This is a genomic window from Arthrobacter sp. OV608, from assembly GCA_900110595.1.
Taxonomy (GTDB): domain Bacteria; phylum Actinomycetota; class Actinomycetes; order Actinomycetales; family Micrococcaceae; genus Arthrobacter.
Genome location: FOEZ01000004.1, coordinates 35,284 through 61,888, shown reverse-complemented (window position 1 = coordinate 61,888; position 26,605 = coordinate 35,284). Strand labels below are relative to the sequence as shown.

General features: G+C 65.5%; 27 protein-coding genes. 23 read left to right on the top strand and 4 right to left on the bottom strand.

Annotated features, from left to right (window positions below):
• The first annotated feature begins 12 nt into the window (after positions 1-12).
• Complete coding sequence (locus tag BMX78_RS06865) at positions 13-480, top strand: hypothetical protein (protein WP_502686276.1); 468 nt, start codon at positions 13-15, stop codon at positions 478-480.
• Here BMX78_RS06865 and BMX78_RS06860 read toward each other — a convergent pair.
• Positions 477-1,712, bottom strand: coding sequence for a heparan-alpha-glucosaminide N-acetyltransferase domain-containing protein (locus BMX78_RS06860; protein ID WP_091418110.1), 1,236 nt, complete (start codon positions 1,710-1,712; stop codon positions 477-479). The genes BMX78_RS06865 and BMX78_RS06860 overlap by 4 nt on opposite strands.
• A gap of 83 nt (positions 1,713-1,795) precedes the next feature.
• Here BMX78_RS06860 and BMX78_RS06855 point away from each other — a divergent pair, with 83 nt between their 5' ends.
• The 8 genes from BMX78_RS06855 to BMX78_RS06820 all read left to right on the top strand — a co-directional run bounded on the left by BMX78_RS06855 (position 1,796) and on the right by BMX78_RS06820 (position 10,487).
• A complete protein-coding gene (locus BMX78_RS06855; RefSeq protein WP_286138829.1) occupies positions 1,796-2,170 on the top strand; it encodes a hypothetical protein in 375 nt (124 codons plus the stop codon).
• Between the two features lie 24 nt (positions 2,171-2,194).
• A complete protein-coding gene (locus tag BMX78_RS06850; RefSeq protein WP_091418106.1) occupies positions 2,195-2,944 on the top strand; it encodes a carbon-nitrogen hydrolase family protein in 750 nt (249 codons plus the stop codon).
• A gap of 102 nt (positions 2,945-3,046) precedes the next feature.
• Positions 3,047-3,955, top strand: a complete 909-nt coding sequence (gene dapA / locus BMX78_RS06845; protein WP_091418104.1) for a 4-hydroxy-tetrahydrodipicolinate synthase — start codon at positions 3,047-3,049, stop codon at positions 3,953-3,955.
• A gap of 43 nt (positions 3,956-3,998) precedes the next feature.
• Positions 3,999-5,690 (top strand): ribonuclease J, encoded by a 1,692-nt coding sequence (locus BMX78_RS06840; protein ID WP_091418101.1) that lies wholly within the window; start codon positions 3,999-4,001, stop codon positions 5,688-5,690.
• Positions 5,691-5,844: 154 nt separating this feature from the next.
• Positions 5,845-8,727, top strand: coding sequence for an FtsK/SpoIIIE family DNA translocase (locus tag BMX78_RS06835; RefSeq protein WP_091418098.1), 2,883 nt, complete (start codon positions 5,845-5,847; stop codon positions 8,725-8,727).
• 23 nt (positions 8,728-8,750) lie between these two features.
• A complete protein-coding gene (gene pgsA / locus BMX78_RS06830; RefSeq protein ID WP_091418096.1) occupies positions 8,751-9,392 on the top strand; it encodes a CDP-diacylglycerol--glycerol-3-phosphate 3-phosphatidyltransferase in 642 nt (213 codons plus the stop codon).
• Positions 9,389-9,883, top strand: coding sequence for a CinA family protein (locus BMX78_RS06825; RefSeq protein WP_091418094.1), 495 nt, complete (start codon positions 9,389-9,391; stop codon positions 9,881-9,883). Before pgsA ends, BMX78_RS06825 begins: the two co-directional genes overlap by 4 nt.
• 151 nt (positions 9,884-10,034) lie before the next feature.
• On the top strand, positions 10,035-10,487 hold the full coding sequence (locus BMX78_RS06820) for a helix-turn-helix domain-containing protein (RefSeq protein ID WP_050055661.1): 453 nt from the start codon (positions 10,035-10,037) through the stop codon (positions 10,485-10,487).
• 132 nt (positions 10,488-10,619) lie between these two features.
• Here the strand turns inward: BMX78_RS06820 and BMX78_RS06815 are convergent, their stop codons facing one another.
• Complete coding sequence (locus BMX78_RS06815; protein ID WP_091418092.1) at positions 10,620-11,126, bottom strand: MarR family winged helix-turn-helix transcriptional regulator; 507 nt, start codon at positions 11,124-11,126, stop codon at positions 10,620-10,622.
• Between the two features lie 41 nt (positions 11,127-11,167).
• Here BMX78_RS06815 and BMX78_RS06810 point away from each other — a divergent pair, with 41 nt between their 5' ends.
• From BMX78_RS06810 to dapF, 6 genes are all read left to right on the top strand, one after another.
• Positions 11,168-11,392 (top strand): DUF3046 domain-containing protein, encoded by a 225-nt coding sequence (locus BMX78_RS06810; protein ID WP_091418089.1) that lies wholly within the window; start codon positions 11,168-11,170, stop codon positions 11,390-11,392.
• A gap of 192 nt (positions 11,393-11,584) precedes the next feature.
• Positions 11,585-12,640, top strand: coding sequence for a recombinase RecA (gene recA, locus BMX78_RS06805; RefSeq protein WP_091418086.1), 1,056 nt, complete (start codon positions 11,585-11,587; stop codon positions 12,638-12,640).
• A 150-nt stretch (positions 12,641-12,790) separates the two neighbouring features.
• Positions 12,791-13,255: a regulatory protein RecX gene (locus tag BMX78_RS06800; protein WP_255470905.1), complete on the top strand. Its 465-nt coding sequence runs from the start codon at positions 12,791-12,793 to the stop codon at positions 13,253-13,255.
• A gap of 24 nt (positions 13,256-13,279) precedes the next feature.
• On the top strand, positions 13,280-14,863 hold the full coding sequence (gene miaB / locus BMX78_RS06795; RefSeq protein WP_091418081.1) for a tRNA (N6-isopentenyl adenosine(37)-C2)-methylthiotransferase MiaB: 1,584 nt from the start codon (positions 13,280-13,282) through the stop codon (positions 14,861-14,863).
• Positions 14,864-14,865: 2 nt separating this feature from the next.
• Positions 14,866-15,762, top strand: coding sequence for a tRNA (adenosine(37)-N6)-dimethylallyltransferase MiaA (gene miaA / locus BMX78_RS06790; RefSeq protein WP_091418078.1), 897 nt, complete (start codon positions 14,866-14,868; stop codon positions 15,760-15,762).
• Positions 15,763-15,826: 64 nt separating this feature from the next.
• Positions 15,827-16,771 (top strand): diaminopimelate epimerase, encoded by a 945-nt coding sequence (dapF, locus tag BMX78_RS06785; RefSeq protein ID WP_091418076.1) that lies wholly within the window; start codon positions 15,827-15,829, stop codon positions 16,769-16,771.
• Here dapF and BMX78_RS06780 read toward each other — a convergent pair.
• Positions 16,743-17,366: a class I SAM-dependent methyltransferase gene (locus tag BMX78_RS06780; protein WP_091418073.1), complete on the bottom strand. Its 624-nt coding sequence runs from the start codon at positions 17,364-17,366 to the stop codon at positions 16,743-16,745. The two genes, dapF and BMX78_RS06780, sit on opposite strands and share 29 nt — an antisense overlap.
• A 425-nt stretch (positions 17,367-17,791) precedes the next feature.
• Between BMX78_RS06780 and hflX the strand changes: the two genes are divergently transcribed.
• Together hflX and BMX78_RS06770 are read left to right on the top strand one after the other, a co-directional pair.
• A complete protein-coding gene (gene hflX / locus BMX78_RS06775) occupies positions 17,792-19,372 on the top strand; it encodes a GTPase HflX (protein ID WP_091418070.1) in 1,581 nt (526 codons plus the stop codon).
• Entirely contained in the window at positions 19,365-21,422 is a 2,058-nt protein-coding gene (locus BMX78_RS06770) for an ATP-dependent DNA helicase (RefSeq protein ID WP_091418069.1), read from the top strand. The genes hflX and BMX78_RS06770 overlap by 8 nt, the downstream gene beginning before the upstream one ends.
• A gap of 80 nt (positions 21,423-21,502) precedes the next feature.
• Here the strand turns inward: BMX78_RS06770 and lexA are convergent, their stop codons facing one another.
• Positions 21,503-22,237, bottom strand: a complete 735-nt coding sequence (lexA, locus tag BMX78_RS06765; RefSeq protein WP_091418067.1) for a transcriptional repressor LexA — start codon at positions 22,235-22,237, stop codon at positions 21,503-21,505.
• A gap of 380 nt (positions 22,238-22,617) precedes the next feature.
• On the opposite strand from lexA, the gene BMX78_RS06760 reads away from it, so the two are divergent.
• The 6 genes from BMX78_RS06760 to priA all read left to right on the top strand — a co-directional run bounded on the left by BMX78_RS06760 (position 22,618) and on the right by priA (position 26,597).
• Positions 22,618-22,974, top strand: coding sequence for a LysM peptidoglycan-binding domain-containing protein (locus BMX78_RS06760; RefSeq protein ID WP_286138852.1), 357 nt, complete (start codon positions 22,618-22,620; stop codon positions 22,972-22,974).
• 69 nt (positions 22,975-23,043) lie between these two features.
• On the top strand, positions 23,044-24,162 hold the full coding sequence (locus tag BMX78_RS06755) for a histidinol-phosphate transaminase (RefSeq protein WP_091418063.1): 1,119 nt from the start codon (positions 23,044-23,046) through the stop codon (positions 24,160-24,162).
• A gap of 60 nt (positions 24,163-24,222) precedes the next feature.
• Positions 24,223-24,843: an imidazoleglycerol-phosphate dehydratase HisB gene (hisB, locus tag BMX78_RS06750; protein ID WP_091418061.1), complete on the top strand. Its 621-nt coding sequence runs from the start codon at positions 24,223-24,225 to the stop codon at positions 24,841-24,843.
• Positions 24,840-25,652: an imidazole glycerol phosphate synthase subunit HisH gene (gene hisH, locus BMX78_RS06745; RefSeq protein ID WP_091418059.1), complete on the top strand. Its 813-nt coding sequence runs from the start codon at positions 24,840-24,842 to the stop codon at positions 25,650-25,652. Before hisB ends, hisH begins: the two co-directional genes overlap by 4 nt.
• Complete coding sequence (locus BMX78_RS23035) at positions 25,652-25,810, top strand: CG2302 family histidine operon protein (RefSeq protein ID WP_170850719.1); 159 nt, start codon at positions 25,652-25,654, stop codon at positions 25,808-25,810. The genes hisH and BMX78_RS23035 overlap by 1 nt, the downstream gene beginning before the upstream one ends.
• 40 nt (positions 25,811-25,850) lie before the next feature.
• On the top strand, positions 25,851-26,597 hold the full coding sequence (gene priA / locus BMX78_RS06740; protein WP_091418056.1) for a bifunctional 1-(5-phosphoribosyl)-5-((5-phosphoribosylamino)methylideneamino)imidazole-4-carboxamide isomerase/phosphoribosylanthranilate isomerase PriA: 747 nt from the start codon (positions 25,851-25,853) through the stop codon (positions 26,595-26,597).
• Positions 26,598-26,605: the final 8 nt, after the last annotated feature.

Here is a 26,605-nt window from a genome sequence, read left to right as displayed (position 1 = left end):
GTGGCCGGGCTCATGGCTGGCTTCCGGAAGAGCCGCACCAAGATCTGGGTGGGTGCCGTCACGCTGCTCCTGGTCTTTTACCTGGTGGTGTCCTTCCAGCGTTCGGTCCTGCTGCTGACGGACAGCAATCCTGCAGCCGTAGCCATCGGCGCAGCCTACCTCGTGCTGCCCGTGATCGGCGCCTGGGCGCTGATCCGCGAGCTGATGTTCGGCGCCCGCACCGAACAGATGGCCAAAGTCCTCGAGGCTGAAGGCGGGCTTCCCGTGGACGAACTGCCCCGGACGCCTGCCGGCCGGATCGTCCGGTCCGCAGCCGACGCCGAATTCGAGAAATACCGGATCGAGGCCGAGGCGGCCCCCGAGGACTGGCGTTCCTGGTTCCGGCTGAGCTGCGCGTACGATGCCGCCGGTGACCGGAAGCGCGCCCGCGCTTCCATGCGGGATGCCGTAAAACTCTTCCGGGGCAACGTCCCGGCTTAGCGGACGGCTTTTACCCCGCCGCGGCCCAACTGGTTCGCCGCATGCCCCAGCCATTCCAGCGGCCCACGCCATTTGAGCAGCACAAACACCATGCCAATGATCACCGCCGAGGCGGCGTGGGCGAAATACATGGCGTCTTCGTTCCAGCCCTCCGGCATAGGCTTGAGATAGAACGCCGAAACCACCCACACGTGGACTGAATACAGGGTCAGGGTCATGGCGCCCGCGCCCCGGAGGGGCAGCAGCAGGTCCAGGGCAACCCAATCGGCCAGCCTGCCCAACAGCAGGAACGCCCCGATGACGGCTGTGGCCACCGCGGACGTGTGCAGCAGGTCCAGGCTGGTTGCCGAGTGGGGTGCCGCGGATGCCAGCCACCACCACGAACCCTCCTGCGGGATGCCGGTCAGGTTGACCTGCAGAACGCTGCCCAGCGGATAGCCGGGGGAATTCAATACCTTCTCCAGCGCCGCACGGCCGCCCCAGTCTTCCATCGCCGCAGTGCCTACTGATTTGGCCAGGACGGCAATGATGGTTCCGCCCACCAGCAGCACCCAGGGCACCAGCGCTTTATGCAGCATCAGGCGGCCGACGACGAGCCCCACCAGGAGGTAGGAGAGCCACTGGAAGACGGGGTAATAGCCTGTCAGGAAGACGTCTGCCAGAAGACTTCCCGGTGTAGAGAGGTCCTCCCAGGACGGGTTGTGGCCCAGCTTGAGCGGCGGGTTCGCGGCGAGCAGCCACGGACGCAGCAGGTACGCCAGCACGGGGGAGACCAGAATCCAGCCGGCCGCCCAGGCGCAAAGCGCCTTCAGCTGCAGGCCCAGGAACGGCAGTACGCACAGGAACAGGACTGCGTAATGGACCAGGATGATGGCCAGGTTTACTTCCAGGCCACCGAGGGAGAGTCCGACGGCGGCAATCACCAGGGCGCGCAGGGCCACGCCGCGCCGGGCGCCGGACAGCTCGGGACCCTGCAGCGGCTTGTGCTTTCCCGTGGATAAGGCAAGGCCCACTCCAGCCAGAACCGCGAACAGGGCGGCCGCCCGGCCCGAAAAGGTCAGGCCGATCCAGGTGGGCGTAAGGTTGGCGTTCGACTCGAAGGTGGGAAGCAGGTGGGTGGCCATCATTCCCAGCAGTGCAAGCCCGCGGGCGGCGTCTATGCCGTGCAGCCGTGCCGGGGCGGACCGCCCGGGAGACGTCCTGGTGGAAGCGGCGGCATTGCGGGAGGTCATGTCCAGATCGTCTCACATCCGCCTGTGGCGGGCCTGTCAAAGAGCTCTTGAATTCGAATATATGTTCGAATACTATGAATCGCATGCAAACGCCATCATCCGGAGCCCCGTCCTCCGGAGTCCCATTATTCGGTGCTCCAGCACCCGGAGCCCAGGCTTCAGGATCACGCCACGACGGGCCGCTGAAGGCCATGAGCCCCGGCGTGGTCGATTACCTCTTCCGCCAGATGGTGACCGGAAAGACGTCCGAGGATATCCAGTGGGAGCAGGAGGGCCTCAGCCTTTCCGCACAGCCGGAGGGCGCTGAACTGGCCCGCCGATTAGCCGAGACGGACATCGACGCCCTGACGCCCGTGGAACTGTTCCACTACGTACGCGCCGCCCAGCGCCTGGCCACATGGGCGGAAGGGCTCCGCCAGGCAGCCGTGGGCAAGTATTGCCACCCCGGGCCTGTGTAGTCCCGGCATGCCTAGGATGGAGGCGTGACTGACACCCTTCCTGTCTCCGTCATTCAGTACCGTCCGCTGGATGGAGGCATCCCGGCCAACGCTGAGGAGCACGTGCGCCTTATTGAGGACGCTGATGACCATGGCGCCCGGCTGGTGGTCTTCCCGGAGCTTTCCCTGACTGGCTATCGGCTGGATCTCCTCGGCCGCCCTGACTCGTGGGTAATGCCGGGTGACAACAGGCTCGCGGATGTCCGCGAGATCTGCCGCAGGACGGGGATTACCGCCATCATAGGGGCGGCCCTTCGGGAGGCCGATGGCACCCCGCGGCTGGCATCGCTTGCCGTCCACCCTGATGGGAGTACGGAGGCGGCCTTCAAGACCCACCTCCACGGGGATGAACTCGAACTCTTCACGCCCGGAGAGGGGGCCACGCATATAGAGGTGGACGGGTGGAAGACTGCGCTGGCGATCTGCCTGGATGCCTCCGTGCCATCGCATTCCGGTGATTCCGCGGCTGCCGGCGCCGACCTCTATTGTGTGTCCGCGCTCTACACCAAAAATGAGGAGCACCGCCTTGCCCTCCACCTTGGTGCCCGCGCCATGGACAACCGGATGTTCACGGCGCTTGCCAACCTTGGCGGCACCAGCCCGTTGGGCGAATCATGCGGCCTCAGCGGCTTTTGGGGACCGGACGGGCTTTCCCTGAAGCAGGCCTCGGGCACCGGTACCGAGATCGTTTCAACCGTCCTGCAGCGCAGCCGCCTCAAAAAGTTCCGGCAGTGAACGCCAGAGCACGGATCCCGGGCATCCCGGTAACCCCTATTTGACGTGCATCACGCCCGCCCTATTGTCCTAACCAGCGGTGGACAGGGTAACGTTTTTTCCATGGCTGACACTTCCGCGCACATCCCTGCCCTCGGTACCCTCCTGACCGCAATGGTTACGCCGTTCGCCAAGGACGGTTCAGTTGATTACCAGCAGGCAGCGGAACTGGCCACCAAGCTCGTGGACGACGGCTGCGACGGCCTTGTGGTCACCGGAACCACGGGTGAAACCTCCACCCTCACCGACGAAGAGAACCTGGGCATGTTCCGCGCCGTCAAGGAGGCCGTGGGCGGCCGTGCCGCGATCATCGCAGGTACCGGCACCAACGACACCGCGCACTCGGTGCACCTTTCCCAGCAGGCCGCGGCGCTCGGCGTCGACGGCATCCTGCTGGTGACCCCTTACTACAACAAGCCCAGCCAGTCGGGCCTCCGCGCGCACTTCGAGACCATCGCCTCGGCCGCCGACGTGCCCGTGATGCTCTATGACATTCCCGGCCGGTCCTCCATCGCCATCGAACCCGACACCATGATCCGGCTGGCGCAGCACCCCAACATCGTCGCGGTGAAGGACGCCAAGGCGGACTTCGTGGCCGCCACCCGCGTCATGAGCGAGACGGACCTGGTCTTCTACTCCGGTGATGACGGACTGACGCTGCCCTGGATGGCGCTGGGCGCCGTCGGCCTGGTGGGCGTGACCACCCACGTGGCCACCCGCCGCTTCCGCGAACTCATTGACGCTGTGAATGCGAACGACCTCGGCACCGCCCGGAAGATCAATTTCGAACTCCAGCCGGTAGTGCGCGCAACCATGACCCGTGTCCAGGGTGCCGTGGCGGCCAAACAGATTCTTAAATGGCAGGGAGTCCTGCCCAACTCGATTGTCCGTTTGCCCCTCGTGGAGCCGGACGAAGCCGAGATCGAAACCATCCGCGGGGATTTGGCGGAAGCGGGGCTGGTCTTTTCCTGAAAGCTAAGACCGGCACGCCCTTCCGCCTGGAAAGTAGTGCAATATGACCCAAATCGCCCTGACCGGCCTTGTCACCCCGCCCCGCCTGCCCAACGGCACGTTGCGGATCGTCCCGCTCGGCGGGCTGGGGGAGATCGGCCGGAACATGGCCGTGTTCGAAATCGACGGCAAACTGCTGATCGTTGACTGCGGCGTCCTCTTCCCGGAGGAAACCCAGCCCGGCGTCGATCTGATCCTCCCGGACTTCTCCTACATCGAGAACCGGCTGGATGACATCGTCGCCGTCGTCCTGACCCACGGCCACGAGGACCACATCGGCGCTGTCCCGTACCTGCTGCGGCTCCGCAACGACATCCCGCTGGTGGGCTCGCAGCTGACCCTTGCCCTGATCGAGGCGAAGCTGCAGGAACACCGCATCCGGCCCTACACACTCACCGTGGAAGAGGGCCAGGTGGAGAAGTTCGGCCCCTTCGAGTGCGAGTTCGTAGCCGTTAACCACTCCATCCCTGACGCTCTGGCCGTCTTCATCCGCACCGCAGGCGGTACCGTGCTGCACACGGGCGACTTCAAGATGGACCAGCTTCCGCTCGATGGCCGCATCACCGACCTCCGGCACTTCGCCAAGCTCGGCGAAGAGGGCGTTGACCTCTTTATGTCGGACTCCACCAACGCGGACGTCCCGGGTTTCACCACCGCGGAAAAGGAAATCGGCCCCACCCTGGAGCGGCTCTTCGGCCAGGCCACCAAGCGCATCATCGTGGCCTCCTTCTCCTCGCACGTCCACCGGGTCCAGCAGGTCCTGGACGCGGCCGGGAAGCACAACCGCAAGGTGGCGTTTGTTGGCCGCTCCATGGTCCGGAACATGGCGATCGCCGAGAAGCTCGGATACCTGGATGTTCCGCCGGGCCTGATCGTGGACATCAAGAACATCGACAACCTGCCGGATAACCGCGTGGTGCTCATGTCCACCGGCTCCCAGGGTGAACCGATGGCTGCGCTGTCCAGGATGGCCAACGGCGACCACCGTGTGGTGGTGGGCGACGGCGACACCGTCATCCTGGCCTCCAGCCTCATCCCCGGCAACGAAAACGCCGTCTTCCGCATCATCAACGGCCTGCTGAAACTGGGCGCTGATGTCATCCACAAGGGCAACGCCAAGGTCCACGTCTCCGGCCACGCCGCGGCCGGCGAACTCCTGTACTGCTACAACATTCTTGAGCCGCTGAACGCCATGCCCGTGCACGGCGAAACCCGGCACCTGATTGCCAACGGCAAGATCGCCATCGAATCCGGCGTCCCGGAAGCCAGCGTGATCCTGGCAGACAACGGCACCGTAATCGACCTGAAGGACCACCGCGCCGATGTGGTGGGACAGGTGGAAGTGGGCTTCGTCTACGTGGATGGATCCAGCGTGGGCGAAATTACCGACGCCGACCTCAAGGACCGCCGCATCCTCGGCGATGAGGGCTTCATCTCGATCATCACCGTCGTCAACCGGACCACCGGCAAGGTGGTCTCCGGACCGGAAATCCACGCCCGCGGCGTGGCCGAGGACGATTCGGTGTTCGATGACATCATCCCCAAGATCAACGCAGCGCTGGAAGAAGCCGTCCTGAACCACGCGGACCACACCAGCCACCAGCTCCAGCAGGTGGTCCGCCGGGTGGTGGGCACGTGGGTCAACCGCAAGCTGCGCCGCCGCCCCATGATCATCCCCGTGGTCCTCGAGGCTTAAGAGCGTCCCGCACCGGCTCCGGCCCGTACTCCGCCACACCGGGAGTGCGGGCCGCAGGTGTTTAACCCATCCTGCGCCACTCGCGGTGAGCAGGGGGGATTCATGGGGCTCCAAATCCCCGGGAATACGGCGTGGTTCCGGTAGCGTGGCTACCATGGCCACTCGTACTACTTCCGCGCCCAATGGATCCAGCAAGGCCAGTTCCGGCAGCAAATCCGGCGGCCGCGGTTCCGGCTCCACGGCAGCGAAATCTCCGGCCAGGTCCGGACGGGCCGGGAGTTCCGGTACGGCCAGGACACGCCAGCTTCCCGCCGTCGAACAGCACCAGCCCTGGCTGCTGCGTGTCGTAGGCGGAGCATGGCTGGGGATCGGCCATCTCGTGGGCGGGGGAGTGCGGCGCATCGGCCATGACGTCAGCGACCTCCCGGCCGACGAACGCCGCGACGGCGCAGCCCTCTTCAACCTTGCCCTGGGCATCTTCATCGCCACCTTCGCCTGGTGGGGCCTCACCGGCTGGTTCCCGGACGCGGTCTACAGTGTGGTGAACGGGACGTTCGGCTGGATGTCGCTGCTGCTTCCGCTGATGCTTTTTGTGTGCTCTTTCCGGCTCTTCCGCCAGCCCTCAGACGGGCGGGGCAACAACCGGGTGGGCATCGGCTTCCTCATCATGACGTTTGCCGGCTGCGCCCTGGCCCACGTCCTGGGCGGACAGCCCACTGTCGCCCAAGGCTTTGACGGCCTGCGCCAGGCCGGCGGGATGCTGGGCTTCCTGGGCGCCTCTCCGCTGGCCGCTATCCACCCGGCCGTGCCGCTGGTGCTCTACGGGCTGCTGGCGTTTGTGTCGCTGCTCATCGTCACCGCCACCCCGTTCGGTGCCATCCCCCGGCGGCTGCGCGGCGCCTATGAGCACCTGATGGGCATCGACCTCCAGGAGCAGGACGGGAACGGCCACGACCGCAGCTACCTTGAGCGGACTGCGCCTGCAGCGCCCAAAAAGAAGAAGCGCCGCTTCTTCGGCAAGGATGACGAGTCCGACGCCGGCCTGGAGGGTTACGTCGGGGACGAGGCCTTTGAGCATGCCGTCATCGACGACGACGAGCCCGAGCCGCCGCGCCCGGCACCCGGTGTGCGCCGGCCCACCCAGGCGGAGATCGCCGTCGAAAAGATCAAGGCCGCACAGGGCCTCGGCAGCGCCGCCGCCGGCCAGGACAACGCCACCGAAGCCATCCCCATGGTCACCCCCGGCATGGCAGCCGCCGGCAGCAAGCCGGCCGCCGCACCTACGGTGCCGTCCAACCCGGTGGCTCCTGCACCCCCGCCCGTCCCCATCCCGCAGCGCACCGAGCAGTTGTCCCTCGCCGGCGACGTAACGTACACGCTCCCGGCGTCGGACTACCTGACGCCCGGCTCCATCCCGAAGGAGCGCACGGAAGCCAATGACGCCGTCGTCGCCGCCCTGACGGACACCCTGCAGCAGTTCAACGTTGATGCCACCGTCACGGGCTTCAGCCGCGGGCCCACGGTCACCCGGTACGAGATCGAACTGGCCCCGGGAACCAAGGTGGAGCGGGTCACCGCGCTGTCCAAGAACATTTCCTACGCCGTCGCGTCCAGCGACGTGCGGATCCTCAGCCCCATACCGGGCAAGTCCGCGATCGGTATCGAGATCCCCAACACGGACCGCGAGACCGTCTCCCTGGGTGACGTGCTCCGCAGCCAGAACGCCCGGCGCACCGACCACCCGATGGTGATGGGTGTGGGCAAGGATGTTGAGGGCGGCTACGTGGTGGCCAACCTGGCCAAGATGCCCCACCTGCTGGTGGCCGGCGCCACCGGTGCCGGTAAGTCCTCCTTCGTGAACTCCATGATCACGTCCATCCTGATGCGCGCCACCCCGGACGAGGTGCGGATGGTCATGGTGGACCCGAAGCGCGTGGAACTTACCGCCTATGAAGGCGTCCCGCACCTCATCACCCCCATCATCACCAACCCCAAGAAAGCCGCCGAAGCCCTCCAGTGGGTGGTCCGCGAGATGGACGCCCGCTACGACGACCTCGCCAATTACGGCTTCAAGCACATCGACGACTTCAACAAGGCCGTCCGCGCGGGCAAGGTCCAGCCGCCGGTGGATTCCAAGCGGGTCATCCGTCCCTACCCCTACCTGCTGGTGATCGTGGACGAACTCGCCGACCTCATGATGGTGGCGCCCCGCGACGTGGAAGACTCGATCGTCCGCATCACCCAGCTGGCACGTGCCGCCGGCATCCACCTCGTCCTGGCCACCCAGCGGCCGTCGGTGGACGTGGTGACCGGCCTGATCAAGGCCAACGTTCCCTCCAGGATGGCGTTCGCCACCTCCTCCGTCACGGACTCCCGCGTGGTCCTTGACCAGCCCGGTGCCGAAAAACTCATCGGCCAGGGCGACGCCCTCTTCCTGCCCATGGGTGCCTCGAAGGCCATGCGTGTCCAAGGCGCGTGGGTCACGGAGTCCGAAATCCACAAGGTGGTGGAGCACGTCAAGGGACAGCTCCAGGCCAGCTACCGCGACGACGTCGCGGCGGAGGCGCCCAAGAAGCAGATCGACGACGACATTGGGGACGACCTCGAGGTGCTGCTGCAGGCCACCGAACTGGTCGTCACTACGCAGTTCGGCTCCACCTCCATGCTGCAGCGCAAGCTGCGCGTGGGCTTCGCCAAGGCCGGCCGCCTCATGGACCTGCTCGAATCCCGCGGCGTGGTGGGCCCCTCGGAAGGCTCAAAGGCCCGCGACGTGCTGGTGAAACCGGACGATCTCGCCCCCGTCCTGGCCGCCATGAAGGGACAGGAGGCGCCGGCCGCACCGGATGCGCAGACTGCCGCGCTCAGCGACAACGCCAACGCGAACATCGCCCAGGGCGGGTACGCCGAAGACCTGGTGGCCGCGGACCTGGACCAGCGGAAGCAGAACGTGGAATATTACGACGGCTCCGACTCCCCGCCGGGCGGGTACGACGACGAGGACGGCTCCGAGGACGCCTGGTCCCTCACGGGCCGCTAGGCCGGAGACGGTAGCCTAGAAAGGTGACTAGCACAGATGCCACCGCCGCCGGCTCCAGCCGTGCCGGGGTCTGGAACCTTCCCAATATCCTGACCATGCTCCGCATCGCGCTGGTGCCGTTCTTCGTCTGGTTCCTGATCGCCGACGCGCCCGGACTCCACAGCCAGTCCGGGCCCTGGCGCTGGGCCGCGGCGGCCGCGTTCGCCGTCGCGATTTACACTGACAAGCTCGACGGCGACATCGCCAGGAGCCGGAACCTCGTGACCGACTTCGGCAAGATCGCCGACCCCATCGCGGACAAGCTGCTCATTGGTTCCGCCCTGGTGATGCTGTCCGTGCTCGGCGAACTGCCCTGGTGGGCCACCCTGGTGATCCTCGTGCGTGAATGGGGCATAACCGCCCTGCGCTTCTTCGTCATCCGCTACGGCGTCATCCCCGCCTCTCGCGGAGGCAAACTCAAAACCGTGGTCCAGACGGCCGCCATCTTCCTGTACCTGCTCCCGCTGGGTGCCATCGCACCGTGGCTCACGTGGGTGGCGTTCGCCGTGATGATGGTGGCCGTTGCCATCACCGTCTGGACCGGCGTCGAATATGTCGTTGAGGCGATGCGCCTGCGCGCCAAGGGGAAAGTGCAAGGAACAACGAGCGGACAGGATCCGGCATGACCAACCAGCAGCATCTCTCGCTTCACCATCTGGCTGAGCAGGCAGTCCGGCAAGCCATGGAGCTCAAACTTACGGTGGCAACAGCGGAATCGCTGACTGCCGGCATGGTGTCCGCGGTCCTGGCCGACACACCCGGCGCCTCCGGAATGCTGCAGGGCGGTGTGGTGGCCTACCAGAACTCCGTCAAGGCGGACGTGCTGAAGGTGTCCGCGGAACTGCTGGCCAACGCCGGATCCGTTGATCATGACGTTGCTGCTGCCATGGCTGAAGGGGCACGCTCGGCCCTTGGCGCGGATATTGGCGTCTCCACCACCGGCGTTGCCGGGCCGGAAGCACATGATGGAAAACCCGTGGGAACGGTGTATATCGGCGTTGCGACGGCAGCGGGAACAAATGCCTTCGAGTACGTGTTTTCAGGAAGCCGGGCAGAGATCCGGGGGCAGGCTTGCGGCGCTGCGCTGGAACAGTTGATCCAGGCTCTGGCGTCCTGAAGTTACCCGGCTGTAAAGTTGGCGGGAACAAAAGCCGGTACCGATTAGTTATTACATTGTGTCGCTTCCGGAGAGCGGAGGCGCCTAGGATGAAAACACCAACGGTTCGCTTCACGGCGGACCGGACTGAACGAGGAGCAAGGCGATACAGATGGTAAAGCAGCCCGTATCCGTAAACGGCGTTGTCCGCTGGAAGGATGTGGGCCTCGCCGATCAGGCTAAGAGCGAACAGAAGGAGCGCAAGATGGTGGTACTTCGTCACGAAATCGGTGATGTCCTGCGCGATGTTCGCCAGCGTCAGGGGCGTACGCTCCGTGAGGTTTCGCACAGCGCACGAGTCTCCCTGGGTTACCTCAGCGAGGTGGAGCGCGGTCAGAAGGAAGCGTCTTCCGAGCTTCTGTCCTCAATCTGCTCGGCCCTGGATGTCCCGTTGTCCAGCATGCTCCGGGAGGTCAGTGACCGCGTGGCAGTAGCCGAAGGCGTAGCTGTCCCGGACACCGTACCGCAAGAGTTCTCCCAGCGTTACGGACGCGACCTTGAGCGCGATCTCAACAACGAACTCAACGATGAACTTTCAACCGGCCTCCTTTCCGGCGCCCGGTAAGGACTGATCCACCACACGGTGGCATCCTGCACGGAAAGCCCCCGGCATCCGCCGGGGGCTTTTTCGTGTTTCCGGGCACTTTTCCAGGTGCCGGCGCCAGCCTTTGCCCGCCCGCGTGTTCGTCGTTCGGACCTAGATGTCGTGCGGGAAACCGTCACGCTCGTAGGTGGCGTTGAGCTTGGCCATAAACCGGGCAAGCTCCTGCAAGTCCTCCACAGGCCATTCACCCAGCCGCTCCCGAAAGACCTCCCGGCGCGCGTCCTGGACCTGGTGCATCTTTTCCTCGCCCTTGGGAGTGAGCCGGATGGCCTGGGCGCGTCCATCCAGCGGGTCCGCTTCCTTGGAGACCAGCCCGATGCTTTCGAGGAACGCAATCTGCCGGCTGACGCTGGGCTTGCCCACGCCAATGTTCATTGCCAGATCGGTGAGCCGGATGGGGCCTTCCCTGCGGATCACTGTCAGCAAACCATAGGCAGCCGGCTCCATGTCCGGATGGACCTGGCGGGAGAGCTGGTTGGAGATGGCCCGTGCGCGCCGCCAGAAGAGGCTGATCTGGTGTTCGACGTTCTGCAGTGCGGCATCCACCAGGTAATCGTCGTCGCGGCCAGCGGGGGTCGGGGCGGCAGGGGAGTTGCTCATGGCAACAATTCTAGGGTCCGGGATCATGAGAGACTCAACAGGTGCGAATCAGCGATTATTGGCGACTTATGGATGATGAATTTGGCGCCGGCTACTCGCGGGTCCTCAGCAGCACCCTTGTCCTCGCCGGGGTGGGCGGCCGCACCGCGGACCAGGCGCTGGCTGCCGGTGTGGAGCCCCGCAAGGTCTGGCTGGCGGTCTGTGATGTCCAGGACGTTCCCGCCGAGCGGCGGCTGGGCCGGGACGTCAAGCCCCGCGTCGAATAGGCCCAATCCTTCGGGACACGCCGGACTATTGTTCGAATACCTGTTCGGGTAAAGCTATGCTTTTCCTAGCGGGTTATCCACATAGCCGCCGTCCTCAGGCCGGAATGTCAGTGGGTCCCATTAGCGTCAGAGATGACCAATAAACGGCCGCTGAGGCCACTCCAAAGCGAGAAAGCATTAGAGGTGTGAACCATGGCGGCAGCCCCGGATCGTGCAAAAGCGCTCGAAGCAGCGCTGGCCCAGATCGACAAGCAGTTCGGTAAAGGCTCAGTCATGCGGCTCGGCGACGAAGTCCGGGCCCCCATCGAGGTCATCCCCACCGGTTCCATTGCCCTGGACGTGGCACTGGGAATTGGCGGCCTTCCCCGCGGCCGCGTGGTGGAGATCTACGGTCCGGAATCCTCCGGTAAAACCACCGTGGCACTGCACGCCGTGGCCAACGCCCAGCGCCTGGGCGGCATCGCCGCCTTCATCGACGCCGAGCACGCCCTGGACCCCGAGTACGCCGCCAAGCTCGGCGTGGACACGGACGCGCTCCTGGTCTCACAGCCGGACACGGGCGAGCAGGCGCTGGAGATCATGGACATGCTGGTCGGTTCAGGCTCCCTGGATGTCATCGTCATCGACTCCGTTGCCGCGCTGGTGCCCCGAGCCGAAATCGAGGGCGACATGGGTGACAGCCACGTGGGCCTCCAGGCCCGGCTGATGAGCCAGGCCCTGCGTAAGATCACCGGCCGCCTGAGCCAGACCAAAACCACGGCGATCTTCATCAACCAGCTCCGCGAAAAGATCGGCGTCTTCTTCGGTTCCCCCGAAACCACCACCGGTGGTAAGGCCCTGAAGTTCTATGCCTCCATCCGTATCGACGTCCGCCGCATCCAGACCCTCAAGGAGGGCGCGGATTCGGTCGGTAACCGTACCAAGGCCAAGATCGTCAAGAACAAGATGGCCCCGCCCTTCAAGGTGGCCGAGTTCGACATCATCTACGGCCAGGGCATCTCCCGCGAGGGCGGCATCATTGACATGGGTGTCGAGCACGGAATCATCAAGAAGTCCGGCTCCTGGTTCACCTACGACGGCGACCAGCTGGGTCAGGGTATGGAGAACTCGCGCCGGTTCCTCCGCGACAACCCGGAACTGGCCGCCGAGCTGGAGCGCCTGATCAAGGAAAAGCTCGGCGTTGGGGTGAAGCCGGCAGAGGCTGAGTCGAAGGATTCCCCGAAGCTGAAAGCCGTAGACGGGTTCTAACCGTTGAGCGGTACTGACAGTGCGCGTCCCCGCCGGTCCCGGACCGGCGGGCGGCGCGCCGCCTTTACTGATGCTTTCCAGGACGGGCCCGACGCCGGCTCTCCCGTCGCGGAGGACGCTGAGCCTGACCCCTTTTCCGTTGCCAGGAATATCGTTTACCGGCAGCTGACAGCCTCGGCGAAAAGCAGGCTTCAATTGGCCCGCAAGCTTGCCGAGCGGAACATCCCGGAGCACGTTGCCGAGGAAGTCCTGGATAAGTTCGAGGAAGCACGCCTCATCAACGACGCCGATTTCGCCGAGATGTGGGTACGGAACCGGTCGCAGACCCGCAAACTGGCAAAGGGCGCCCTCCGGCGGGAGCTGTCGGAAAAGGGCGTGGACCAGGAAACGGCGGCGGCGGCCCTGGAACAGATCTCCGACGCCGATGAAGAGGCTGCCGCGCGGAGCCTGGTGGAGCGGAAGCTCCGGCCTGGCACCGATCTGGCAGACCCGGCAGAACGTGACAAAACCACGCGCCGGCTGGCGTCCATGCTGGCGCGGAAGGGTTACCAGCCATCGCAGGCCTTCCGGATTGTCTCCGAGGTTCTTGACCAAGCGGCTGCTTCCGACGCCTGAGCTTTCACCCGTTACCCTTAACAGGTGAGTTTGACCATTCCTTCCCCCCTTTCCGGCACCAACGCCCCTTCGGATCCCAGTGCTGCGGCGCACCCTGACGCGGCCCCGGAAACCGGCGGCCAGAAGCCACGCACCTACGAGGTCCGTACCTTCGGCTGCCAGATGAACGTGCACGATTCCGAGCGTATGGCCGGAATGCTGGAAGCCGCAGGGTACGTTCCCGTGGACGGCGGGCAGGCCGACGTCGTGGTCTTCAACACGTGCGCCGTGCGGGAAAACGCAGACAACAAGCTCTACGGAAACCTCGGCATCCTCGCCCCCGTGAAAGCCGCCAACCCGGGAATGCAGATCGCGGTGGGCGGCTGCCTGGCGCAGAAGGACCGGGAAACCATCCTGAAGAAGGCGCCCTGGGTGGACGCCGTGTTTGGCACCCACAACGTCGGTGCCCTGCCTGCCCTGCTGGAGCGGGCCCGGCACAACCACGAAGCCCAGCTGGAAATCCTTGAGTCCCTGGACGTTTTCCCGTCCACGCTTCCCACCAAGCGCGACTCCGTGTACTCGGGCTGGGTCTCCATTTCAGTGGGCTGCAACAACACCTGCACGTTCTGCATCGTTCCAGCCCTGCGCGGCAAGGAGAAGGACCGCCGCCCCGGCGACATCCTCGCGGAGATCCAGGCCCTGGTTGACGACGGCGCCATCGAAGTCACCCTCCTGGGCCAGAACGTGAATTCCTACGGCGTGGAGTTCGGCGACAGGCAGGCCTTCTCCAAACTCCTGCGCGCCTGTGGCGACATTGAGGGACTCGAACGGGTGCGTTTCACCAGCCCGCACCCAGCCGCCTTCACGGATGATGTCATCGACGCCATGGCCGAGACGCCGAACGTTATGCCGCAGCTGCACATGCCCCTGCAGTCGGGCTCCGACAAAGTCCTGCGCGACATGAAACGCTCCTACCGGTCCACCAAGTTCCTCGGCATTCTGGACAAGGTCCGGGAAAAGATACCCCACGCCGCCATCTCCACCGACATCATCGTTGGCTTCCCCGGTGAAACTGAAGAGGACTTCCAGGCAACCCTGGACGTAGTGGAAAAATCCCGCTTCGCCACGGCCTTCACCTTCCAGTACTCCAAGCGACCCGGAACCCCTGCCGCCGATTTGCCGGACCAGTTGCCCAAAGCAGTGGTGCAGGAACGGTTCGAACGGCTCACTGCCCTGCAGGACCGCATCGCCGCGGAGGAAAACCGGAAGCAGCTCGGCCGCAGGGTGGAGGTCATGGTCACAGCACAGTCGGGCCGAAAGGCAGGTGAAACCCACCGCCTCTCGGGCCGGTCCCGGGATCAGCGCCTGGTGCACTTCTCCGTACCCGAGGGAGCGCCGGCACCGCGTCCGGGTGATCTCGTCACGGTCACCATCACCGAGGCTGCCGCCTTCCACCTCGTGGCCGATCCCACCCCTGAGGACTACAGCCTCCGCCGCTCCCGCGCCGGCGACGCCTGGGACAGGTCCCAGGCTGACTCCTGCGGCGTTCCCGCCGCGGGCAGCGGCAACGGCAATGGCCGGACCGGCGTTTCCCTGGGCATGCCCTCGTTGCCTGTGCGCACCCGCTGACGGTGGGCGCCCAGCCCGTTATCGCCGTCGTCGGTCCCACCGGCTCAGGCAAGTCAGACCTTGCCGTCAACCTGGCGCTCGAACTCGATGGCGAAGTCATCAACGCCGATGCCATGCAGTTCTACCGGGGCATGGACATCGGGACGGCGAAAATCAGTCTGGCCGAACGCAGGGGAGTACCGCACCACCTCCTGGACATCCTGGACGTGACCCAGGAGGCCAGCGTCTCCCAGTTCCAGGAGCAGGCGCGGGCAGCCATCACGGACATCCACTCACGCGGGAAACGCGCCATTCTGGTTGGCGGTTCCGGACTTTATGTGCGCGCTGCGCTGGACGTCCTGGAATTCCCAGGAACCGACCCTGCGTTGCGGCAGCGGCTCGAGGATGACCTGGCGGCCCAAGGGGCCGGGGCGCTGCTCGCCCGGCTCCAGGCCGTGGATCCTGTGTCCGCCGGCCGGCTCTCCGACAGCAGGCGTATCATCCGCGCGCTTGAGGTTCACGAGCTCACAGGCCGCCCGTTCAGTTCCTTTATGCCCCAGCGGGAGTACTTCCAGCCTGCCGTGCAGATCGGGCTCAGCGTTGACCGCGAACAGTTGCGCGAGCGGCTGGCCCTTCGTGTGCACCGGATGGTGGACAACGGCCTGCTCGCCGAGGTGGAGCAGCTGGAGGCCCAAGGCCTGCGGCGGGGTAAAACAGCACCCCAGGCCCTGGGCTATGCGCAGTTCCTGCAGGTGCTCGACGGCGCAGCAACAGTCCCCGAGGCCGCCGAAGAAACCATCGTGGCCACCCGGCAGTTCGCCCGGCGCCAGCTCACCTGGTTCCGCGCCGATCCGCGCATCAACTGGCTGGACTGGCAGGATCCCGCGCTGACGTCCCGCGCGGCCGTGCTCTGCGGCTAAGGGACTCTGCTCGCAGCTAGCCCAGGTTTCGGGCCAGCCCCACCCGGCCGGTACCCTTGACAGCATGAACGCAACCCTTGCTGAGACAACAGAGCACGCCTTCCGCACACTGGGCGGGCTGCGCTTCTCCAAGGGCCACGGCACCGGCAATGATTTTGTCCTCGTTGCCGATCCCGAGGGCGCACACACCATCGCCCCTGAGCAGGTGGCGGCCCTGTGCGACCGCCACCGCGGAATCGGCGGCGACGGCCTGATCCGGGCAGTCCCGTCCCGTTTCCTTCCCGAAGGCAGGGAGTTGCTGGCTGCCGCCCCTGACGCCGAATGGTTTATGGATTACCGCAACGGGGACGGGTCGCTGTCCGAAATGTGCGGCAACGGTGTCCGCGTTTTTGTGCACTTTCTGCGCGCGGAGGGCCTGGTTGATCTGCCCGACGGCGGTGCGCTCACCATCGGCACTCGTGCCGGTATAAAAACCGTGATGCGCACAGGCGAGGATTACGCCGTCGACATGGGTCCATGGGAGTTCATTTTCCCCGGCGAGGCCACCGCCAAGGCGATGGATTCGCTCGTCACCGCCGACGGGCTGGAAGTTCCGCGGCCCGCGCTGTCCGTGAGCATGGGCAACCCGCACACCGTTGTTGCCCTGGCCGAGCTTTCGGAACTGGCAGGGACCCGGCTGTACACCGCCCCCGTGGTGGACCCGGTGCCCGCCAACGGCACCAACGTGGAGTTCGTTGTTCCCGCGGAACCCCTGGTGCACGACGGCGTCGGCTCCATCACCATGCGCGTCCACGAACGCGGTGTGGGGGAGACCCAGTCCTGTGGCACGGGAGCCTGCGCGGCTGCTGTGGCCATCCGGCACTGGGCAGGAGCGGAAGCGCCGGACACTTGGCGCGTTCACGTCCCCGGGGGCGTAGTGGGCGTGAAGTTCTTCGCCGGCCCCGGCGGCCAGGAACACGTGGAGCTCAGCGGGCCCGCCGTTATTGTGGCATCAGGGACGCTTTCCTGACTTTCAGGATCCTGAACGACTTGGAGGTGGACTCCCGGCTTACGGCAAAGGAAGCATCCAGTTCCGCCGCCAGCCAGCGCTGCAGCGAGTCCGAGCCCAGGTTCTTTTGCACCACCAGCCACGCCGTTCCACCCGGAGCCAGACGGGGCAGCCACAGCGTCAGCAGGGAGTGCAGCTCATCCTTGCCGATCCGGATGGGCGGATTGGACCAGATGGTGTTGAACCGCACCTCAGGATCCACAGCCTCGGGCGTGCTGGCCACCACATTGGACAGCCCCAGTGCCGCCGCGTTCTCGCTGGTCAGGGCGATGCAGCGTTCGTTGACGTCCACCGCATAAACGGTCGAATGCGGGGCGCGCAGGGCCATGGTCAGCGCGATCGGGCCCCAGCCGCAGCCGATATCCAGCAGGTTGCCGGTAGGCGAAGGGGCAGGAACCTCGGCGAGGAGCACCGCCGTGCCCTTGTCGATGCCGTCCGGGCTGAAGATGCCGCTTGAAGTCTGCAGCCTGCGTGTTTCCCCTGCCAGTTCCACCGTGAGCGGCTTGCGGGTAAACGGGCCGGCGGGGGATGGGCTGAAATAGTGAGCGGACTCCATAACTGGCCAGAGTAGTTCCCCTTGCAGCGTAATGGGAAACCGCCCATGGGACGGCTCTGTTAGGGTAGAAGGCATGTTCCTGATCTTCGAGTAGCCGGCACGGGCCACGCCCGTCCCGAAGAAACTGTCCCACAGCGATGCAGGCGTTTCCGCCTTCCGCACATGTGCACCGGACCACGCCCATGCGTTCGCTCCGGCCGCCGGACAATACTCGAAAGTCAGCCACCTGCTGTCCCTTTCGCCGCTGCTCCGGCCCCTTCCCCTTCGCCGCCTCACGTGAGGCGGCCCACCCGCCGGGCTGCACGCCGCCCGGTGAGACAAACCAGGAGAACTGCATGACCGCAGGCCGTCAGCCCAGCGCGAATACTTCCCCAATCACCAGCAATCGGCACTATTCTGGAAATGCCGAACCTTCAAAGGAGACCATGACCAGCCAGCCCAACACCGGATCCGATCCAGCCGCCCAGGACATGAGCCCTGAGGAAATCCAGGCCGTGATCGACCGGATTCTCTCCAAGGACGTACCGGCCAAGACCCTCAGCACGCCAGGCGCAACGCCGCGCGGCGACGGGAAAGCGGTACTGGGCAAAGCCCAGGCGATTTCCCGCCTGGATGAAGAACATACACGCTACGACGGCGACCAGCAGGATCTCGAGGAACGCCGGGCACTGCGCCGCACGGCAGGCCTGTCCACCGAACTCGAAGACGTCACCGAAGTCGAATACCGGCAGCTGCGGCTCGAACGCGTGGTCCTGGCAGGGCTGTGGTCCGAAGGCACCCTCGCCGACGCGGAAAACTCGCTGCGCGAGCTCGCTGCCCTGGCCGAAACCGCCGGCTCAGAGGTTCTCGACGGCCTGGTGCAGCGCCGCGACAAGCCGGACCCGGGAACGTTCCTGGGCTCGGGAAAGGCGCTGGAGCTGAAGGACATCGTGTTGTCCACCGGCGCCGATACCGTGGTGGTGGACGCCGAACTGGCCCCGTCCCAGCGGCGTGGCCTTGAGGACATCGTCAAGGTCAAGGTCATCGACCGGACGGCGCTCATCCTGGACATTTTCGCCCAGCACGCCAAGAGCCGGGAAGGCAAGGCCCAGGTGGAGCTGGCGCAGCTCGAGTACCTGCTGCCGCGCCTGCGCGGCTGGGGCGAGTCGATGTCCCGCCAGGCCGGTGGCCAGGTGGGCGGTGCTGCAGCCGGTATGGGTTCGCGCGGCCCCGGTGAAACCAAGATCGAGCTGGACCGCCGGAGGATCCGCACGCGGATGGCCAAACTGCGGCGGGAGATCGCCGCGATGAAGCCGGCCCGTGAGACCAAACGCGCCAACCGCCGTCGTAATGAGGTGCCTTCAGTGGCCATTGCCGGGTACACCAACGCCGGCAAGTCCTCGCTGCTGAACCGCCTGACGGACGCCGGGGTGCTGGTGGAGAACGCGTTGTTCGCCACGCTGGATCCCACGGTCCGGAAGGCCGAAACTGCTGACGGCCTCGGCTACACGCTGGCCGATACGGTCGGTTTTGTCCGGTCGCTGCCCACGCAGCTGGTGGAGGCCTTCCGCTCCACACTGGAAGAAGTGGCTGACTCTGACCTGATCCTCCACGTGGTGGACGTTTCACACCCGGACCCCGAGGGCCAGATCGCGGCAGTCCGCAAGGTCTTCAGCGAAGTGGACGCCCGAAAGGTGCCCGAAATCATCGTGCTGAACAAAGCTGACGCCGCGGATCCATTTGTGGTGGAACGGCTGAAGCAGCGCGAACCGCGGCACGTGGTGGTTTCGGCCCGCACGGGGGAAGGCATTCCCGAGCTGCTGCAGGCCATCAGCGAGGCCATTCCGCGGCCGTCCGTCAAGCTTGACTTGCTGATCCCGTACGACCGGGGAGACCTCGTCAGCAAGCTGCACGAATCGGACGCCGAGATCATCAGCGTCGACCACGATGAAGCCGGTACCCGGGCAGTAGTCAAAGTCCGGGAAGGCCTGGCGGCTGAACTGGAATCCTTCGTCACCCATGACTGAGGCCGTGGCTGACGAAGCCACAACCACGCCCGGCGAGCAGTTCGTGATCGAGCTGCTCGACCGGGCAGTTGCGGGCATGGGCGGGCAAAGCCGCAGCGGCCAGCACGAGATGGCCAGGCAGGTTGCACGGGCCATCGAAACAGGCGACCACCTCCTCGTCCAGGCAGGCACCGGCACGGGAAAGTCGCTGGCATACCTGATACCGCTGATCGCGCATGCCCTGGAAAGCGACAAGCCCGCCCTGGTGTCCACTGCAACGCTTGCCCTGCAGACCCAGATCGTTGGCAGGGACCTGCCCAGGCTCCTGAAAACCATCACCCCCGCCCTGGACCGGCCCGTCAAAGTGGCGCTGGTCAAAGGCAGGTCCAACTACGTGTGCCTGCACAAACTCGAAGGGGGTTTTCCCTCCGAGGAGCCCGCCGAGGGCCAGTTGTTCTCTCTGGGGGAGGACACCAGCGTCCCGCACTTTGCGGCTGCCGTAGGCGGTCCTTCCTCCCAGCTGGGCAAGGAAGTGGTCCGGCTGCGGGAGTGGGCGGAGAAAACCACCACCGGCGACCGGGATGAGCTCCTGCCCGGCGTCACCGACCGCGCCTGGCGGCAGGTCTCCGTCACGTCCATGGAATGCCTGGGAGCGCAGAAATGCCCGATGGCGGCGGAATGCTTCAGCGAACTGGCCCGCCAGAATGCCGCCGAAGCCGACGTCGTGGTCACCAACCATGCCATGCTCGCGGTCAGCGCCTTCGAAGGACTGGCCGTGCTGCCTGAGTACGACGTGGTTGTTGTTGACGAGGCCCATGAACTCCAGGACAGGGTGACGGGCGCTGTCTCCGGGCAGCTTTCGGTGGCCATGGTCCACGCCGCTGCCGCCGGCGCCCGCAAGCACACCGCCATTACCGTGGACGCCCTCAATGCCGCCGCCGCCAACCTGGAGGTGGCTCTGGCTGGCGTCCCCAACGGGCTGCTGCCGAACGGTCTGAACGACGAGCAGCTGGATTGCGTTGACCAGCTGCGTGAGGCCTGCCGGGCCGCGCTGTCTGATTCCAAGGGGGACAGCAGGACAACGGCCGACGGCGGGCGGCAGCTTGCGCGCTCCCGGCTGATGCTCATCCTGGAACTTTGTGAACGCCTCCTGGCGGCCCGGGAGAACAGGGAAGTGGTGTGGTTCTCCCGCGCCAGCTCCTTTGATCCGCAACAGGGATATTCGCAGCCGGATGAAACGGCTCCTGCGCTGATCAACGTTGCTCCGTTGTCCGTAGCCGGGCGGCTGCGTGAGGGCCTGTTCGAAGGGCACACGGTGGTGCTGACGTCTGCAACGCTCGCCATCGGCTCGGCCTTTGAGCCCGCAGCGGGCGGCTTGGGCCTTGTGGGTGAGGGCGCACCCAGCTGGACCGGCGTTGATGTGGGATCGCCCTTCGACTACCCCAAACAGGGCATCCTCTACGTCGCGGGCCACCTTCCCAAGCCAGGCCGCGGAGTCTCCCCGGAGGCACTGGCCGAACTCGAAGCACTCATCCGGGCGTCCAACGGCGGTGCGCTCTGCCTGTTTTCGTCCCGGCGCGCGGCGGAGGAAGCAGCCGACGCGCTGCGGCCGAAGCTGGGGATGACCATCCTCTGCCAGGGCGACTCCACCATGACGGCGCTGGTGAAGCAGTTCGCGGACGAACCCGATACCTGCCTGTTCGGCACCATGTCGCTGTGGCAGGGCGTGGATGTTCCTGGCGGGGCCTGCCGGCTGGTGGTCATCGACCGGATTCCGTTCCCGAGGCCGGACGACCCCCTAATGACTGCGCGGTCCCGTGCTGTGGCGCAGGCCGGCGGCAACGGCTTTATGTCTGTCTCGGCCACGCACGCTGCGATCCGACTGGCACAGGGAGCCGGGCGCCTGATCCGCTCCACCGGGGACAAAGGCGTGGTGGCAGTGCTGGATTCCAGGCTTGCCACTGAACGGTACGCGGGATTCCTTCGCGGGGCCCTGCCGCCCTTCTGGCCAACCACGGACCGGAAGACGGCGATTGCGGCCCTGGAACGGCTGGCAGGGGAGAACGCCTGACGGCAGCACCTTCACTTTGCCGGCAGCGCCTTCGCGCTGCCGGCAAAGGGCTGATATCGCTGTTTAGCTGATGCCGCTGCCTAGAGCGAGCGGAGTACTGAGACGACCTTGCCCATGATGGTGGCGTGGTCGCCCAGGATGGGTTCGTACTGGGTGTTCTGCGGCAGCAGCCACGTGTGGCCATCACGCTGGCGGAAGGTCTTGACGGTGGCTTCGTCGTCCAGCAATGCCGCGACGATATCGCCATTCGCGGCGTCCGCCTGGCGGCGCACCACTACCCAGTCGCCGTCGCAGATTGCGGCGTCCACCATCGAATCGCCAGCCACCTTGAGCATAAACAGTTCCCCCTGGCCCACCAGCTGCCGGGGGAGCGCCAAGACATCCTCCACCACCTGGTCGGCAAGTATAGGACCGCCGGCGGCGATCCGGCCCACGAGGGGAACCATGGCAGTGTCCATGGCGGTGGGAAGTTGGGTCACTGTGGCGCTGGTGCCCGGCAAGAGGGCGGACGGCTCCGATGCCGGCTTGGGGGCACCCCCGTCAAGCGTCAGGGGCATCAGCACCTCCATGGCGCGGGGCCTTTTCGGGTCGCGGCGGAGGTAGCCGAGTTTTTCCAGCTGCGACAGCTGGTGGGTGACGCTGGAGAGGCTGGCCAGGCCCACGGTATCGCCGATTTCCCGCATGGACGGCGGATAGCCGTTGTCATTAACCGAGCGCTGGATGGTTTCGAGGATTTTCTTCTGCCGCGGCGTCAGGCCCTTGGCGGTCTTCTTCGGTTGGGAGGTTGCCCTGCCCCCGGCGGCTGCTGCTGCCATATTCGCCAATGCCTTTCAGTTTGCCCCGGCATTTCGGCCCGGACCCGGAGTAGCCGCCGTAATTGTCAGACCCTGCTGATCAACTTCAGAGGTGGTTGTTCTTGTCTTCAAAGCTAGGCCAGCCACATGGCATTTTCAAACATTTGTTCTAGCGAGTCTCGACATTATTCGTTGATAAGTGCTAAAACAGAGAAAGCAAAGTTCGAACGTTTGTTCTACTCCGCTTGGAGTCATTCGAAGATCCGGATCAGTTCCGGCCGCATCGGGGGCAGCTGGGAAGGACATCGGGCAGCACGGTCAGGTCCAGGAGGGCTCAGTTCATGTCAGCTACATCTGCTTCACAGGGTTCACGTCCGCAGCTTCTTTCGGTGCATCAACTGATGTCGCAGCCGGTCCGCCGGCAGCCGGATCGTCCCGCGACCCAGCCGCCGCTGCGGCTCACCCGCCGCGGGAAGGTGGTTCTGATCGGCATCCCCCTGGTGCTGCTGGCGGCTCTGCTGCTCTCCCTGGCAGGCTTCTTCAACTCGCCGGCCAAGGCCTCGGATTCCGCCGCAGACCTTTCCATTACCCCCACGGTCACCGTCACCGTGCAGCCGGGCCAGTCGCTGTGGGCTATTGCCGGAACCGTTGACCCGGAGCGGGATGCGCGGGATGTGGTGGCGGACATCGTGCAGCTCAACAACCTGAGCGCCGGAGCGGTGCACCCCGGGCAGCAGCTCTACGTGCCCACGCGCTAGCTGCACGCTGAGCGCGAACAGGGCACCGTCACATTTTCCGGTCTCCTGCACGGGCACTAAACTGTTCAGGTGAATGACCAGCTAGAGCGCCTGAACCGGCTTCCCCTCCGCAACAACCTTCGTGGGTTGACCCCTTACGGTGCGCCCCAGCTGGATGTCCCCATCCTCCTCAATGTCAACGAGAACACCCATGGCGTTCCCGCGGACGTCCGCGCAGCCATCAGCGCCGCAGTAACGGAAGCTGCCGCAGGCCTGAACCGCTACCCGGACCGGGAATTTACCGAGCTGCGCAAGGCCCTGGCGGAGTACTTGGGACACGGGCTGGATGAGTCGAACGTCTGGGCGGCCAACGGCTCCAACGAGGTTCTCCAGCAGATCCTCCAGGCTTTCGGTGGACCCGGCCGCACGGCACTGGGCTTCCCGCCCACGTACTCCATGTACCCGCTGCTGGCCAGCGGCACGGACACCGAATACATCGTGGGTGACCGGGCGGAGGGCTACGGCCTCAGCGCGGAATCGGCCGCCCTGCAGGTCAAGGAACTGCAACCCAATATTGTTTTCCTTTGCTCTCCAAACAACCCCACTGGAACCGGCCTTGGGCTCGACGTGGTGGAGGCGGTGTACGAGGCCGGCGAAGCCAGCCAGACGATTGTCATTGTGGACGAGGCGTACCATGAGTTCGCCCATGACGGAACGCCCAGCGCTCTCACCCTCCTGCCAGGCCGCGAACGGCTGATTGTCTCGCGCACCATGAGCAAGGCATTTGCCCTTGCCGGGGCGCGCCTCGGCTACATGGCCGCGGCCCCCGAAGTCACCGATGCCCTGCGCCTGGTCCGGCTGCCGTACCACCTGTCCGCCATCACCCAGGCCACCGCGCTGGCAGCCCTTCAGCACCGCGAGGCCCTGATGGCGGACGTTGAGGACATCAAAGAACAGCGCGACAGGATCGTGGTGGAGCTGACCAGGATGGGCCTGAAGCCCGCCGCCTCGGACTCCAACTACGTTTTCTTTGGCGGGCTCGAGAACCCGCACCAGGTCTGGCAGGAATTGCTCGAGGCAGGCGTGCTGATCCGCGACGTAGGGATCCCGGGCCACCTTCGCGTCACCGCGGGCACGAAGGCCGAAACCACAGCCTTCCTTACGTCGCTGGAAAGCATCCTTGCCGGCCAGTCGAAGCTTCCCGCCTAGACTGGAAGTATTGGCGCTGGGCGCCCTGAACCACTCCTTCTTCCCAAAGGACACTTGACCATGAGTTCCATCGGATCCACTGCGGCCAGGACGGCGCGCATGGAGCGTGCCACCAGCGAGTCCTCCGTGCTCGTGGAGATCAACCTCGACGGTACCGGCATCTCGGACATCGACACCTCGGTGCCGTTCTACGACCACATGCTCACCGCGCTCTGCAAGCACTCGCTCATCGACCTCACGGTCAAGGCCACCGGCGACACCCACATCGACGTCCACCACACCGTGGAGGACGTTGCCATCACCTTTGGTGAAGTACTGCGCACCGCCCTGGGCAACAAAGCGGGAATCCGCCGCTTCGGTGAAGCCACCGTGCCCCTGGATGAAGCGCTGGCCCACGCCGTCGTCGATGTCTCCGGCCGCCCGTACCTGGTGCACGGAGGCGAACCCGCAGGCCAGGAATACCACCTGATCGGCGGGCACTTCACCGGCTCGCTGACACGCCACGTCTTTGAAGCCATCACCCTGCACGCCGGGATCTGCCTCCACATGAACGTGATCGCCGGCAGGGATCCGCACCACATCGTCGAAGCCCAGTTCAAGGCCTTCGCCCGCGCCCTCCGCGCTGCCGTTGAATCCGATCCCCGCGTCGAAGGCATTCCCTCCACCAAGGGTGCGCTGTGAGCGGCCAGGTCCTGCGCGACGGCGCCATCATCGATCCGGCAGCTTCACAGAAGCTGCCGTCCCCCGAGGGGAAGCCCACCGTCACGGTGCTGGACTACGGTTCGGGAAACGTTCGCTCTGCAGTCCGTGCCCTGGAGCGCGCGGGCGCCGAGGTAATCCTCAGCTCCAAGCCCGAGGATGTCCTGAACGCTGACGGGCTGGTGGTTCCCGGCGTCGGCGCTTTTGAAACCGTGATGCGTGAGCTCAAGGCTGTGGACGGCATCCGCCTCATCGGCCGCCGCGTCGCCGGAGGCCGCCCGGTCCTGGGCATCTGCGTAGGCCTCCAGGTGCTGTTCGAAGCCGGTGTGGAACACGGCACCGAAGCCGAAGGCATCGGCGAATGGCCCGGCAAAGTGGAACTCCTTCCCGCAGATGTTGTACCCCACATGGGCTGGAACACAGTCAAGGTGCCGGAGGGCTCAAAGCTCTTTGCCGGCGTCGAAAACGAGCGGTTCTACTTCGTGCACTCCTATGGGGTGCAGGAATGGAACTTCGATATCATCCAGCCGCGGATGGCCCCGCCCCTGGTCACCTGGTCCGAGCATGGCGCCCCGTTCATCGCCGCCGTCGAGAATGGCCCGCTCTGCGCCACCCAGTTCCACCCGGAAAAGTCCGGCGACGCCGGTGCGCAGCTCCTGCGCAACTGGGTGGACGCCCTGCGCCGGCCGGCTGAGGCAGGCAAGGCAGGCGCAAGCAGCACGGACGCAACCGCCGCGGACTCAGGCGACCCGGCGCCGGATGCCGAAGAGACCGCCGGCGGCGGCGCCTAGTGTGGTCTGTCCTGCTGATGGGCCTCGCCGGCCTGCTCATTGGCGGCGGCATCTCGTTCCGGCAGCAGCACAAACCGCTCTGGACCCAGGTTTCCTTCTACGTCCTGGCGGGCATGGCACTGCTGGCCGCCTATCTGCTGACGCTGCCGGCCAGCTAGCCAGACCCTGACCCGTTCCCCCAACTTTCGAGGATTTTTGATGAACACCGCTACCGACCTGCCGGTCCTTGAACTGCTGCCCGCCGTCGACGTCGTCAACGGCCAGGCCGTCCGGCTGGTCCAGGGCGAAGCCGGCAGTGAAACAAGCTACGGAACCCCGCTGGAAGCGGCACTGAACTGGCAACAGCAGGGCGCGGAGTGGGTCCATCTGGTGGACCTGGACGCCGCCTTCGGCCGCGGCTCCAACGCGGAGCTGCTGCGCGAAGTAGTGGGCAGGCTGGACATCAAGGTGGAACTCTCCGGCGGCCTCCGCGATGACGCATCACTCGAAGCCGCCCTTGACCTGGGCGTGGCGCGCGTCAACCTTGGTACAGCAGCACTGGAAAACCCTGAATGGACCCAGCGGGCCATCGAACGCTTCGGTGACAAGATCGCCGTCGGCCTCGATGTCCGCGGAACCACCTTGGCCGGCCGCGGCTGGACGAAGGAAGGCGGGGACCTCTGGGACGTGCTCGGCCGGCTTGAGGAGGCTGGGTGCTCGCGCTACGTGGTCACCGACGTGACCAAGGACGGGACCCTGCAGGGACCCAACGTGGAACTGCTCCGCCAAATGGTCGAAAGGACCGGCAAGCCTGTGGTGGCCTCCGGCGGTATTTCCAGCCTGGACGATCTTAAGGTCCTGCGTTCCCTGGTGCCGCTGGGGGTTGAAGGAGCGATTGTGGGCAAGGCCTTGTACGCCGGTGCCTTCACCCTGCCCGAAGCCCTCGACGTCGCCGGCCGCCGCTAGCCTGCCGG